The sequence below is a fragment of the Peribacillus psychrosaccharolyticus ATCC 23296 genome (assembly GCF_000305495.1).
Lineage (GTDB): Bacteria > Bacillota > Bacilli > Bacillales > DSM-1321 > Peribacillus > Peribacillus psychrosaccharolyticus.
Window position 1 is genome coordinate 1 of the sequence record NZ_AJTN02000174.1, and the last position, 13381, is coordinate 13381.

The 13381-nt window shown below is 39.6% G+C and carries 17 protein-coding genes and 2 other annotated features; of the genes, 5 read left to right on the plus strand and 12 right to left on the minus strand.

The window, feature by feature from the left end; translation table 11 throughout:
• From trpA to WYK_RS08825, 9 genes are all read right to left on the minus strand, one after another.
• On the minus strand, positions 1-399 hold a 399-nt coding region (gene trpA / locus WYK_RS08785), incomplete at its 3' end, for a tryptophan synthase subunit alpha (protein ID WP_081704826.1).
• Positions 389-1606, minus strand: coding sequence for a tryptophan synthase subunit beta (gene trpB / locus WYK_RS08790; RefSeq protein ID WP_040374145.1), 1218 nt, complete (start codon positions 1604-1606; stop codon positions 389-391). The genes trpA and trpB, both read right to left, overlap by 11 nt.
• A gap of 18 nt (positions 1607-1624) precedes the next feature.
• The gene (locus tag WYK_RS08795; protein WP_040374146.1) at positions 1625-2224 is read right to left on the minus strand and encodes a phosphoribosylanthranilate isomerase; all 600 of its coding nucleotides are present in this window, start codon (positions 2222-2224) and stop codon (positions 1625-1627) included.
• A gap of 16 nt (positions 2225-2240) precedes the next feature.
• The gene (gene trpC, locus WYK_RS08800) at positions 2241-3008 is read right to left on the minus strand and encodes an indole-3-glycerol phosphate synthase TrpC (protein ID WP_040374147.1); all 768 of its coding nucleotides are present in this window, start codon (positions 3006-3008) and stop codon (positions 2241-2243) included.
• Between the two features lies 1 nt (position 3009).
• Positions 3010-4032: an anthranilate phosphoribosyltransferase gene (gene trpD / locus WYK_RS08805; RefSeq protein ID WP_040374148.1), complete on the minus strand. Its 1023-nt coding sequence runs from the start codon at positions 4030-4032 to the stop codon at positions 3010-3012.
• The gene (locus tag WYK_RS08810; RefSeq protein WP_040374149.1) at positions 4016-4615 is read right to left on the minus strand and encodes an anthranilate synthase component II; all 600 of its coding nucleotides are present in this window, start codon (positions 4613-4615) and stop codon (positions 4016-4018) included. Before WYK_RS08810 ends, trpD begins: the two co-directional genes overlap by 17 nt.
• Positions 4596-5987 carry an anthranilate synthase component I gene (gene trpE / locus WYK_RS08815; protein ID WP_051387391.1) on the minus strand — a complete coding sequence of 464 codons (1392 nt, stop codon included), beginning with the start codon at positions 5985-5987 and terminating at the stop codon, positions 4596-4598. The genes WYK_RS08810 and trpE overlap by 20 nt, the downstream gene beginning before the upstream one ends.
• A 46-nt stretch (positions 5988-6033) precedes the next feature.
• Positions 6034-6273, minus strand: a binding site (T-box leader).
• A 35-nt stretch (positions 6274-6308) separates the two neighbouring features.
• Positions 6309-6550 (minus strand) — a binding site (T-box leader).
• An 80-nt stretch (positions 6551-6630) separates the two neighbouring features.
• Positions 6631-6906, minus strand: coding sequence for a UPF0223 family protein (locus WYK_RS08820; protein WP_040374151.1), 276 nt, complete (start codon positions 6904-6906; stop codon positions 6631-6633).
• A 34-nt stretch (positions 6907-6940) separates the two neighbouring features.
• Positions 6941-7897, minus strand: coding sequence for an NAD(P)H-dependent flavin oxidoreductase (locus tag WYK_RS08825; protein ID WP_040374152.1), 957 nt, complete (start codon positions 7895-7897; stop codon positions 6941-6943).
• 214 nt (positions 7898-8111) lie between these two features.
• Here WYK_RS08825 and WYK_RS08830 point away from each other — a divergent pair, with 214 nt between their 5' ends.
• Complete coding sequence (locus WYK_RS08830) at positions 8112-9587, plus strand: aminotransferase class I/II-fold pyridoxal phosphate-dependent enzyme (RefSeq protein ID WP_040374153.1); 1476 nt, start codon at positions 8112-8114, stop codon at positions 9585-9587.
• A gap of 88 nt (positions 9588-9675) precedes the next feature.
• Here the strand turns inward: WYK_RS08830 and WYK_RS23900 are convergent, their stop codons facing one another.
• On the minus strand, positions 9676-9798 hold the full coding sequence (locus tag WYK_RS23900; protein ID WP_081704824.1) for a GapA-binding peptide SR1P: 123 nt from the start codon (positions 9796-9798) through the stop codon (positions 9676-9678).
• A 234-nt stretch (positions 9799-10032) separates the two neighbouring features.
• Between WYK_RS23900 and WYK_RS08835 the strand changes: the two genes are divergently transcribed.
• Positions 10033-10467: a DUF1885 family protein gene (locus WYK_RS08835; protein ID WP_040374154.1), complete on the plus strand. Its 435-nt coding sequence runs from the start codon at positions 10033-10035 to the stop codon at positions 10465-10467.
• Positions 10451-10822, plus strand: coding sequence for a tryptophan synthase subunit alpha (locus tag WYK_RS08840; protein ID WP_051387392.1), 372 nt, complete (start codon positions 10451-10453; stop codon positions 10820-10822). The genes WYK_RS08835 and WYK_RS08840 overlap by 17 nt, the downstream gene beginning before the upstream one ends.
• A gap of 81 nt (positions 10823-10903) precedes the next feature.
• Here the strand turns inward: WYK_RS08840 and WYK_RS08845 are convergent, their stop codons facing one another.
• Positions 10904-11524 carry a YktB family protein gene (locus WYK_RS08845; protein WP_040374155.1) on the minus strand — a complete coding sequence of 207 codons (621 nt, stop codon included), beginning with the start codon at positions 11522-11524 and terminating at the stop codon, positions 10904-10906.
• Between the two features lie 223 nt (positions 11525-11747).
• On the opposite strand from WYK_RS08845, the gene WYK_RS08850 reads away from it, so the two are divergent.
• Both WYK_RS08850 and WYK_RS08855 read left to right on the plus strand, forming a co-directional pair.
• Positions 11748-11945: a hypothetical protein gene (locus tag WYK_RS08850; protein WP_040374156.1), complete on the plus strand. Its 198-nt coding sequence runs from the start codon at positions 11748-11750 to the stop codon at positions 11943-11945.
• A gap of 272 nt (positions 11946-12217) precedes the next feature.
• Positions 12218-13006, plus strand: coding sequence for an inositol monophosphatase family protein (locus WYK_RS08855; protein WP_040374159.1), 789 nt, complete (start codon positions 12218-12220; stop codon positions 13004-13006).
• Positions 13007-13068: 62 nt separating this feature from the next.
• Here WYK_RS08855 and WYK_RS08860 read toward each other — a convergent pair whose 3' ends face one another.
• Positions 13069-13257, minus strand: coding sequence for a YlaF family protein (locus tag WYK_RS08860; protein WP_328286279.1), 189 nt, complete (start codon positions 13255-13257; stop codon positions 13069-13071).
• Positions 13258-13381: the final 124 nt, after the last annotated feature.

Here is a 13381-nt window from a genome sequence, read left to right on the forward strand (position 1 = left end):
AAAAGGAAGATCAGGTACAATACACCCAGATACACCTGACTTAACGCAGTCTCTTGCAAATTGTTCAAATCCATATGCCATAATCGAATTTAAATAACTCATAAAGATAATAGGAATCGTTATTTGATCCTGAATCTCATGCAAAGTACTAAAAATTTTCTTTAGTGTCACCCCTTGTTTAAGAGATCTTAATCCAGCCCTTTGAATCACGGGTCCATCTGCAACGGGATCAGAAAAAGGGATACCTAGTTCGATAGCGGCAGCACCTGCTTTTTCAAGCCTGTTAATTCTACTCAACAGCTGATCTAATCCGCCATCACCTGCCATAATATAAGGAATAAATGCCTTTTCCCCTTCGTCGGCACCTTTACGCAGTGCGTTTGCTAGTTTATTTGTCATCTTGGTTCCCTCCCATTACTCTACGAACGGTTTCAACATCTTTATCCCCGCGGCCAGATAAACAAATAACTAATCCCTGATTTTGTTCCATTTCCGCCGCTACCTTCATTGCATGTGCAACCGCATGTGAACTTTCTAGGGCAGGAATAATGCCTTCCTTCTTAGAGAGCAGCAGAAGTGCTTCTAGTGCTTCCTTATCCGTCACTGAGGTATACGAAACCCTGTTTTGATCCTTAAGGTAACAATGCTCTGGTCCTACGCCTGGATAGTCGAGACCTGCAGAAATCGAATGTGCCTCCTGAATTTGTCCGTCTTCATTTTGTAATAGGTACATCAGCGCTCCGTGCAGAACACCTTTTTTTCCCTCTGTAAGAGTTGCCGCATGAAGACCCGTTTCAATTCCGCTTCCAGCCGCTTCTACACCAATCAGCTTCACTTTTTCGTCCTCAATGAAGGGATAAAACATCCCCATTGAATTACTGCCGCCGCCTATGCAGGCTACAACTGCATCTGGTAGATTACCTTCAATTTCTGCATATTGCCGCTTTGTTTCGATACCGATCACGCTTTGGAAGTCCCGGACGATTACTGGGAATGGATGCGGTCCTAGTACAGACCCCATAATGTAATGAGTATCTGTAACGTTGGCAACCCAATAGCGAAGCGCTTCATTAACTGCATCTTTTAAGGTAGCACTGCCTTGTTCTACTGAAACCACCTTAGCTCCAAGCAGCTCCATCCGAAAGACGTTTAATTTTTGGCGTTCAACATCCTCTGCACCCATAAAAATGATGCATTCTAAATTCAATAATGCACATACCGTAGCAGTTGCGACACCATGCTGTCCGGCCCCAGTTTCCGCTACGACTTTCTTTTTTCCCATCCTTTGTGCTAAGAGTGCTTGACCAATTGTATTATTGATTTTGTGTGCGCCGGTATGATTCAAATCTTCACGTTTCAGATAGATTTTTGCTCCACCAGCAATCTTTGTTAAATTGGCAGCATAATAGAGCGGTGTTTCTCGGCCAATATAATCTTTTAAATAGTAGGCAAGTTCTTTTTGAAAACTCTCATCCTTTTTTGACTCTTCATAGGTCTGTTCCAATTCGAGAACTGCAGCCATCAAGGTCTCCGGAACAAAACGACCGCCATATTCTCCAAAATGACCATCTTTAGTTGGCTGTAAATAGCTATCCACTGTACTCATAAGTACTGCCTCCATTTCTTATTGCTTTGCATTTTTAATAAATAATCTAATTTTCTCATGATCTTTATAACCATTTGTCTCCACACCGCTTGACACATCGACAGCAAACGGCTGAACCAGTTTGATTGCCTCAGAGACATTCATCGGTGTTAAGCCTCCAGCTAGAATCAGTCGGTTACAAGATTGACGAAGCCTATGAATCATCTGCCAATCCAAGGTTTTTTTGCTTGAAGATTGCGAATTCTTAGGGAGGTCAAGCAACTGATAATCAACAGGATAACCTTCGATTTTTCTGAGATCCACTTCGTTTTGGATAGAGAAAGCTTTTATAACGGGTACTGAAAAGGAACCTGCTTTTTCAATACTTTCCTGTCCATGCAGCTGAATGATATCAATTCCTGTTAGTCGTTGAATTCGTTCTATTTCTTCAAGACTTTCATCCACAAATACACCGACCTTTAATGCTTTTCCATTCAGTTCTTCAATAATTTCTTTTGCTTTTTCTGGACTAATCTTCCGCTTACTATCCGCAAAAATAAATCCAAGGAAATCGGCTCCGGCGTTTTCTGCTGTTTGAGCTGCTTCCAGAGTCGTTAGTCCACATATTTTTACCTTCATACACTGCTCCTTCCTATTAAAGCTGAAATGCAGCAAGACTTTGTGCTACATCCGTTGACTTCATCAATGTTTCACCGACTAATATTCCTTTTGCTCCGGCTTTTTTTACCCTTAACACGTCTGCAGGTGTTTTAATTCCACTTTCACTGATGAACAGTTGATCAGCTTTCTTTAAAATGGCACCCAGTCTGTCCGTAACCTCAAGATCAATTTCAAAGGTTTTTAAATTCCGGTTATTTACCCCGATTAATTCTGGGTGAAGAAGCATGGCTTGATTTAGCTCTTGTTCATTATGAACTTCAACCAACACCTCTAAATTTTGCAGCTTCGCATAATGATACAAATTTTCAAGTTTTTCTTGAGTCAGGGCAGCCACAATCAGTAAGATAACTTGCGCACCTGCCTTCTTCGCAATATCAATCTGAATTTGATCAATGATAAAGTCTTTACACAGCAGCGGCAGCTTTACGGAACGGCTGATCAAAGCAAGATCCTCAGTAGACCCTTTAAAATATGCAGTATCCGTCAGAACTGAAATGGCGGCAGCTCCTGCTTCTTCATACTTAGTTGCTTGCTGAGCTGGATCTACTTCGAGTTTAATTTCACCTTTTGATGGAGAAGCTCGCTTAATTTCGGCAATCACCTGCATTTTTGAGGATGATGTCAGCACTTCAACCAGGGATGAAACCTTTCTGGCAGGCTCTTGTATATGGGAAGGATTTCGTTTCAGCTCTTTCACTTCTTCTTTTTTTGCATCCAGAATTTTAGTTAGGAAATCAACCATATTACATAACCACCTTCTTTTTTTGACAATAACTAATTAACGCTTCAAGTTTAGCAAGGGCACTGCCGCTTTCTAGGCTTTCCCTAGCGGTGTTAATGCCCTCTAAAATGGTCGCAGCCTTTCCATTTGCGAAGACCCCTAAACCAGCGTTTAGCAAAACTGTATCTCGATATGCACCTTTTTCATTCTTCAAAACACTCATCATAATAGCTGCATTTTCATGGGCGCTGCCGCCTCGAATCTTATCATTGGTATAAAGCGGTAAATTCACTTCCTCTGGGTGCAGTGTGAACGAAGTGATGTCTCCTTCATTAAGAAGAACAATTTTGTTTTCTCCTTGAAGACTTGCTTCGTCCATATTGCCCGCCCCAGTTACGGCTACTGCCCGCTTGCGGCCAAGCTTTTTAAGTACGTTCGCAAACAATTCCAACATATCACTGCGATACACGCCTATCAGCTGTGATTGTAGATTCACTGGATTGGTTAATGGACCAATCAAATTAAATACGGTCGGGATTTTTAATTCCTTTCTTATCCTTGTAATTCTCCCTAAATTAGGTTGGATAGACGGCGCAAACAGAAAGCTAATGCCAATCTCGCTTAACGATTCTTCTATTTGTGCAGTTTCAAGATAAATATTAATTCCCAGCTCTTCCAGGACATCCGCACTACCGGTTTTACTTGAAACACTGCGGCTTCCATGTTTAGCGACTGTTATTCCCGCTCCAGCCAAAACGAATGCGGCAGTTGAGCTGATATTAAAGCTTTGTGAGCCGTCTCCGCCAGTACCGCAATTGTCCATGATATTTCTCGCTTGCGTTTGAATTGGCAGAGCCTGCTGCCGCAATACATCAACAAGACCAGCTATTTCGGTTGCTGTTTCACCTTTTGATTTAAGTGCCATTAGGAATGCTGCTATTTCCGTTTCAGTCGTATGCTCTGCAAAGATAGCTGCTGCTGCTTCATTTATTTCAATAGTAGATAAAGGCTGATGCAGTGATAGTTTTTCAAGAAACTGTTTCATGACATTTCTCCTCCCTTATTCTCTTGATAAACTGATGTAGCAACAACTTTCCTATCTTAGTTCCAATCGATTCCGGATGGAATTGAACGCCATATAAAGGGAATGTCTGATGCTCGATCGCCATAATTTCTTCATCATCAGCAGCGTAAGCAAGAATATCAAACTCTTTAGGCAGACTTTCTTTCTCCACAACAAGGGAATGGTAGCGCATTGCTTCAAAATTCGCTTCTATTCCAGTAAATAGTCCAGTTCCTGTGTGAACCATAACGGACGTCTTGCCATGGACAATTCGTTTGGCTCCGATCACCTTACCACCGAATGCAGCCGCAATGGCTTGATGCCCCAAACAAATTCCAAGAATCGGTATCGATGCACAATAGGTTTGAATTACGTCTACACATATCCCCGCGTTTTCAGGCCGTCCTGGACCAGGTGATATGACAATTGCTTCAGGATTCAGCTTTTTTATTTCGTCAATGGTCACCTCATCATTCCGTAAAATCAGAATATCACTCTCTACTTCTCCTATATATTGATATAAGTTAAAGGTAAACGAATCATAATTATCGATTAATAGGATCATGTGTTTGCACCTCCAGCAAAGCTTTTGCTTTGTTTTTCGTTTCTTCATATTCCGTTTCAGGAACAGAGTCATAGACAATCCCTGCACCCGCCTGTACAAAAGCAAGATTATCCTTAATAACCATTGTCCGTATAGCCAATGCCATATCAAGGTTCCCGCCATAGCCAATATAGCCGACGGAACCAGCATAAACACCACGTTTACAATCTTCTAACTCATTGATTATTTCCATCGCTCTTATCTTTGGTGCACCTGACACGGTTCCGGCCGGCAGACAGGATGCCAAGGCATCTAAACCTGTTAACTCTGCCTTTAAGGTGCCTCCCACCTTCGAGGTTAAATGCATGACATGACGGTAACGTTCAATATTCATAGTAGAGCTGAGGGCAACAGAACCAATTTCGCAAACACGACCAAGATCGTTCCGGCCCAGATCAACCAGCATTCGATGTTCTGCTAATTCCTTCTCATCTTGAAGAAGGTTTTGCGCATGACTCTTATCTTCCTCATCCGTTTCTCCTCTTGGTCTGGTACCCGCAATCGGATTAACCGTTACGGATTTCCCTCTAACACTTATTAAACTTTCTGGTGAAGAGCCAAGGATTGTATAATCACCAAAATCTATATAAAACATATATGGCGAAGGATTCGAAAGTCTTAGTCGGCGATACACCCCAAATGGATGACCAGTAAAGGATGATTGATAACGCTGAGACAAAACAACTTGAAAGATATCACCGTTAATAATTGCTTGTTTCGCTTCCTCTACTATTTTTATAAAGTGATCTTTGGTCATATTAGAAGTAAAGGATAATTGTTCCACACTTTTTTCTTCTGCAGCCTGTGGTTGATTAAGCAATTCTTTCATCTCTTTTAACCTGACTTCTGCCTGCTCACCTGATGTAACGAGATGAATTTTTTGCAGCTGGTGATCAAAAATGAAGATATCTTTAAAAAACAAGAAGTGTGCATCCGGCATCCCCAGTGTATCTTGAGGCAAAGAACCAATCGATTCATAATGTCGAATCATATCGTAGCCCATGTAGCCAACTGCCCCTCCTATAAAGGGGATTTCCGTTTTTGCTTCGAGCTCGAATATAAACTCTTGTTTTAAATAATCGACTAACCTCATCTCTTGCTCTCTGGACTGCAATCCTTCTCTAATTTCAATGCATGCTTCCCTTGAAATAGCTTCTTTATAAGGACTCATCCCCATGTAGGAATATCTTCCTTGGTCATGGTGGGACGTTGAGCTTTCAAGTAAAAACTTTTTGGGTCCATTCATTTTTTGGAATATTGAAATCGGTGTATGAATATCGCCTTCTACCGTTTCCATCTGAAAACTGATTTTTTTCTGTCCCATCCTTCTCATTTCCCCCTTTTTCGCATAAAAAAAGTCCTCTGCAAACAGTATGTTTGCAGAGGACGATAAAATTACCGCGGTGCCACCTCAGATTGAAAGCTGCGTTTAGCTTTCCTCTTTTTTAATACAGATTACTCTGTATCTATCCTTGTAACGGAGGATCGCCCGTAACTCTACCCATTGATAGAGAAACACTCACAAGTCCATTCACCTTACATATCGTACCGGATTCCACCTGTTCCGGCTCTCTGTTACGCATTCTGTAAAGGTTACTACTCTTGATCAACATGCTCATATTAAATTTTAGAGAACGCAAAAAGGCCCCCTATCCAAAAGGACGAGGACCCCGCGGTACCACCTTTATTAGCTAAGAAGCTCACTTTATAGTATCCAAATGTGAATACCTGTCTCAAATAACGGTAAGACGTATCCGCCAAAGCCTACTGCTGAAACATCCAGGTTCAGTTTGGAGCTCGGAAGTCCATTCGCTTACTGTTGCCCACCGGTTTACACCACCCACCGGCTCTCTATAGAACAGTCAATAAGGTACTCTTCTTCGTCAAAGCTTTTATTGTTTGATTAATTACTTAACATACTAAATCCTTTTTTATAAGAAGTCAATAAATAATCGTGAATTTTCTTATTATTAAACCTATTTCTGAAATGTAAGATCCTCATCTGAATTAAGTTCCTTGGCTTTCTTCAACACAGCATAGGCAGAGTATCCACTACTTCCTTCAAATTCATCACAATAGTTCTTTTCATCGGCCTTACCAGGAACTATTTCTTTAAATCTACGATACGCCTTCATAAATTCTTCTTTACTTATTCGACTCTCATAAGCTTTTTCGACCGCTTCAAAAAAATGAATAACATCGACTACCTCTTCTGTTGTCCAGCTAAAATCCATCGGATATTGATATTCCATTATTCGTCCCCTACTATTCTAAGTTTTGATTTTATTATGCCCATTTAGAACGAATCTTTTCCGCTTCGCCAATAATTCTTTTAAATAAATCATGCGTGGCAGGGACATCCTTAATCAGTCCCATTACTTGTCCAGCCCAACCAAATCCTTGCTCTTCTTTTCCTTCAAATATATATCTTTGATTGGTTTGACCGCTTATGTATTCTTTTAACTGTTCATAACCGCCATTTTCCTGTTCAATTCTCAGGATTTTATCTGTCCATGCACCTGCAATAGCTCGTGCTGGTGCACCTATAGATCGTTTAATCACAACTGTATCATATTCATTCCCCTCAATGAGCGCCTTTTTGTAAGCCTCATGAGCATGAACACATTCTTTAGTCGCAATAAACCTTGTTCCCATTTCGATACCTTCTGCTCCCAGGGCAAGTGCTGCCATTAAGCCACGACCATCACCAAATCCGCCGGAAGCGATTACAGGGATTGAAACAGAGTCAACTACTTGAGGTACTAATACCATTGAGCCGACATCATCTCTGCCAAGGTGCCCTCCGCCTTCATGGCCAACAACCATTACCGCATCAGCACCTGACTGTTCAGCTTTAACAGCCTGTCTTCTTGCAGCAACCAAAACCAGTTTTTTCACCGGGGTATCTTTGACAATGTTCATAAACGGTAAGGGGTTCCCCCCTGTTACGGAGACAGCGGCTACATTTTCCTTAAGCGCAGCCTCTAGGAAATGTTCATATGACCTGCCATGCTGACCAATAGCAAAGTTAACGCCAAAAGGTTTATCTGTCAACGATTTTGTTTTTAGAATTTCCTCAAGCAGTTGTTCCGGGCTGTCAAGCGACATAGCCGTCACCTGCCCTAGTCCCCCTGCATTTGACACTGCCGCAGCAAGTTCCGCATAGGCTAAGTGTGCAAGTCCACCTTGAATGATTGGATATTTTATTCCAAACACTTCCGTTACCCTCGTTTTCCATTCCATTAAATTTCCCCCTTTTTTAACATCTATATCATGTACATATAGTGTAACTAAATCCGATACAGAAGACTAGAAAAAAACTTCCGCATCCTTATCTTCGCTCCTGCGCTTTATCCTTTCCAATCCTTCCAGTAAAACTCTATACACAAGTTCTTATCCATGCTATAATTCATTTGTTTTATTATTGCAAATTTTTTCAGAAGTGAGGCTAGAAGAATTGTCCCAATTTGACACACCATTATTTACAGGTCTAAAAAAACACGCAGCAAAGAACCCCGTACAATTTCATATTCCAGGCCATAAAAAGGGGCAAGGCATTGATCCAGAGTTTCGTGAATTTATCGGAGATAATGCCTTATCCATTGATTTAATAAATATCGCGCCCTTAGACGACTTGCATCAGCCAAAGGGAATAATAAAAGAGGCTCAAGATTTAGCTGCAGAAGCCTTTGGAGCAGATCACACATTTTTCTCTGTACAGGGTACAAGCGGAGCCATAATGACCATGATAATGGCTGTATGCGGACCAGGAGATAAAATTATCATCCCTAGAAATGTTCATAAGTCGATCATGACAGCTATCGTATTTTCTGGGGCTGTACCAATCTTTATTCACCCTGAAATTGATAACAATCTTGGGATTTCACATGGGATTACAACCGAGTCTGTAGAACATGCACTGAACGCTCATCCTGATGCAAAAGGATTACTTGTCATTAATCCAACTTACTTCGGAATATCAGCTGATTTAAAAAGAATCGTAGACATTGCCCATTCGTATCATGTGCCTGTTTTAGTTGACGAAGCGCATGGTGTCCATATTCACTTTCATGATGAGCTTCCCTTATCTGCGATGCAGGCAGGAGCTGATATGGCCGCTACAAGCGTTCATAAACTTGGCGGTTCAATGACCCAAAGTTCTGTATTAAACGTCCGAGAAGGACTTGTTTCTGCTAATCATGTACAGTCTATTCTCAGCATGATGACAACCACATCGACTTCGTACATCCTGCTGGCCTCTCTTGACGTTGCACGAAAGAGGCTTGCAACAGAAGGGTATCAATTAATGGATGAAACAATTAAGCTGTCCCGAGCGTTGAGAACAGCCATTAATGAAATTCCTTTACTTCACTGTGTAGGGGAAGAAATTATTGGTTCAAAAGCTACATTTGATTTTGATCCTACTAAACTAATTATCTCTGTTAAAGAACTCGGAATTACAGGATATGAAGTAGAAAAGTGGCTTCGTAAAACCTATAATATTGAAGTGGAACTATCCGATTTATATAATATTTTATGTATCATCACACCTGGTGACACTTCACTTGAAGCAGAAATCCTTCTTAATGCCTTAAGTAACCTTTCTGCTGAATTCGCACCTTTAACAGATAAAAACACATTGGCTGCTGAAGTGTTGCTTCCATCCATTCCCCTGCTGGCCTTAACACCTCGGGATGCATTTTATGCAAAAACTGAAGTTGTACCTTTTCAAGAAACGGTTGGTCGGATTATCGCTGAGTTTGTAATGGTGTACCCGCCAGGCATTCCGATTTTCATACCTGGTGAAATTATTACGCAGGAAAATCTTGATTATATCCAAACTAATATTCAAGCTGGCCTCCCTGTTCAAGGACCAGAAGATCCGGATATGAAGTCACTTCGCGTCATTAAAGAATATAAAGCAATAAAATAAGCAGCAACAAGCACCCTGACAACTGTTTGGGTGCTTATTGCTGCTTCGTCATTTTAGAAATAAGGAATTGTTTCCACTCTTCATCTAACTACTCTTTTTCGGAATCGTCATCATGGCAATGTGTAGAACATTGAGAATAAAGGGTCGTAACTTTCTCATCTTCAAAATGATCGATTGTTGAGTTACAGTGCTTACAGATTAAAGTTCCCATATTTTCCAGACTCCTTCCGAAATTTTAGAATGAAAACGCTTTAATTTCTTTATTAAGTTAATAATAATATAACACATTTAAAATATCAAGCCTATTTGTATGACATATTTAAATATATTTCCCCAATATACATCATTATTAAAATCCACCTTCTATTACTAAGCTACTTTTATGGATAACTCATTTAGAAAATGCTAGAATAAAATGGAAAATATTCCGTTCAGGAGGGGTAAAATGGCTGAGCATGCCTATATTAAATTAATACCCGGATCAACACTTGAAGTGGTTCAGTTAGATGATATTAAAGAATTATTCCATTATTATAAAACAATTACAGAAAAAACCGGCGTCCAATTAGACTGGAACTACAGTGAAAATGCTTTTCCATACGAAATCATCGACTATAAAGCAGATGCCGATTATATTCATTTAAAAGCTACGGAAGATCGGTATCATTCCATCTTTTTAGGAGTAGGAAAAGAACAGGTAAAAGATTCTGAAGGGCTGGCTGCACTTCAACATTATATAGAACTTATCCTGCCTGAATTATCTACTTATGGCGATAAAGGAAAAGCCAACGAATTCAGCAAATTTTTAGCCAAGAAATTAAAAGGAGAACTGCATTTGTTTAACAAAAGAAGAAGAGGGGATATTGAGGCCAGTTCTTAAGGAGTCAGGAATTGTTTTAATTCGTCTCGTGACACTAACAAGTCCTAAGGAGCGATTAAAGAAAATTATTAAAGATGCTGAGGGATTTATCTATGCAGTGACGGTAAAAGGAACAACTGGCACAAGAGAATCATTTGAGGAGGAAGTGGGTGTTTATCTCCAAGAAGTTAAAGCGCTTAGCTCTGTCCCGGTTTTAGCAGGATTTGGGATATCTACGCCTGAACATGTTAAACAAGCCTCTTCTTATTGTGATGGAGTCATTGTAGGGAGTAAGATTATCGACCTATTTGAAGAAGAAAAATATGAGGAAATGGAAGAATTGATTTCAAGCGCAAAGACAGCTGGGATAAGGTGAGCTTCTCATTAGTATATGTAAGAGAGGATGCCCCGATTTTTTCGGGACATCCTCTCTTACTCTTTTAACATATCTAAGTGTTTAAGTTAATTTATATAAGGGTATAAGTTCAACAAATGCATCACGAATTCTTTCGACAAATTTTTCATCTGTCATTTTCACAGCTTCTTCTTGAGGTATTTGAATACCGCAAAGTATTTCAGCTTTTTTAACACTTTGTAAGCGCTGAAAAATCGATTCAAGTTCGCTAACAGATAAATCTTGGTGTGGAAGCACGGCAGGTTTGGTATGATCAATTGACCAAACGAAGTTTGAAGGAATGGTCTCTTTTACTTTAACTGCAGCCTCCATCAGTGTTTTACCAAATTCGGCTTTTATAGGCGCTTCATAAATGACCGCAAACCAGACAAAAACATGCGTTTCCCAAAGGCCGATTTGAAAATGGGGCACCATTTTGTATCCTCGTTTATTACCTGAAAAAGCAACCCATGTATCATTTGGAGGATTAACTTTCCTGCGTGCATGCTTAGCAACATGTGTAAACATTTCTTCTCCTGTCATGACAGAAAGTTCTTGTGAAAAGAAATCGCCAAGAGCAATAAGCTTGGGTTGTATTCGTTCTTTTAAAGCCTCCATACGCTGATCGAGGCCATCAATTTTAAACACGCTGAAATCTTCTGCTGAAAAACTTGAAACGGACATATTATTCCTCCTACTTGCTTGTCTGAAGCATATTGTAGCATAATTAAAAGTAAAAAAAAAAAATCCGCTTTCTAAAATACGAGGAGTAATCTCGTTTTTATATCTAAGGCAAATGCACAATTTTGTTGCGATTTTGGTGTAGACAACATACTATAAAACTAAATAAATAACTGAAAATTTAGTTAATTAAATTTAGTTAAATACCGAAGGGAGCAGATGGAATATGAAACAAGTTATGAATCAAGCTTTGAAGGCGAAGGAAGTTGAAAAACATAGAACAGCTGTTTTACGGATGGAAATGGATTATGAATTAGCTACGTTATTTGAGGCCATAGGTGAAGAAAATGAGCCGAAAAAAACCCAATGTAAACAAAAGCTTGAGCGGATTCGCTTAGAGTTATTAAGATTAAAGGCATTATAATTTCTACCTTTATATGAAGAAGGAGATAAAGACGGATTCATGTATAAAATTAATAGTTATTCTGTAGGTGGTAAATAGCGGACACTTGTTGTTTAATAAGTGAATCCGCTATTTATCATTCATGAAGAAATCGTTGGATACATAGAAAATGATAAAAAAGTAAATAAGTATAACGAACAGCAATATTGGTAATAACTAACTCTAAAACTTGAAGGATCAGCTGGGATTAGATAATCTATAGATAGAAAGAACAGGGGGCGGGGGTTTTGAATATGGATAGAAAGAAAATTGATACATATGCCAAAGCTTGGGTTAAAGAAGCTGGAGAACGTTTGAAAAAATCCTTTAGTGAGGAATTAACAATTGAAACTAAATCTAATCGGAACGATTTAGTAACAAATTTAGATAAGGAAATAGAATTATTTTTCAGACACAAAATAGCTGAAACCTTTAGTGACCACAAAGTTGTCGGGGAAGAGGCGATGGAGGCAAATTACTCAAACGTGTCAGGTGTTGTTTGGATTATTGATCCGATTGACGGGACAATGAATTTTGTTCACCAGCAGAGGAATTTTGCTATTTCTATCGGGATATACGAAGATGGTGTGGGGCAAATTGGCTTAATTTATGATGTTATACACGATGAATTGTATCATGCGATAAAAGGAGAAGGTGCTTTTATGAATGAACAGCGGCTGCCGATGCTGGAAGAGGTAGAAGTGAGTGATATGATCTTATCAATCAATGCAACTTGGATTGGTGAAAATAACCGGATAGACCCAAGTATTCTTACACCTCTCGTTCGGGACGTTAGAGGGACGAGATCATATGGTTCAGCAGCAATCGAACTTGCCTATGTAGCGGCTGGGAGAACTGACGCGTATATGACAATGAGATTAGCTCCTTGGGATTTTGCAGGCGGGGTCGTTCTTTTACAAGAAGTCGGAGGAGAAGTCACGACTATGGATAACCAGCCGCTTGATTTTGTAAATGGTTCGTCTCTTTTTGCTTCTAAACCGGGCTTGCATAAACAGATTAATGAAACGTATCTTGGCAAATAGAGGGATTACAGAAAAAAACGCCGAGATAATCGGCGGTTTTTTTTTGCGCGAAAAATATTTATTTAGCTCTTTTGGGCATTACGATATTTTTTCTTTTGAGAAAAACCAAAGCCCATAATCCCGCATAGTATAATCAGGCTGATAACCGCACCAAATATGCTTTTTTCAGCAATTGCTATACCAATAAATGAGATGCTTGCTGTTGCCAATAGTGCCATGATTAGGAATTTCCATTGTATATCTTTCACCATTATCACCTCGAATATATCTATTGTACATAATTTCATGCTTTGTTTCTACTATGTTTGTGATATAATATGTAAGTTAATGCTAAAGATAAGTTAAATAACTATCTAATCTAGGAGTGAATTTTTT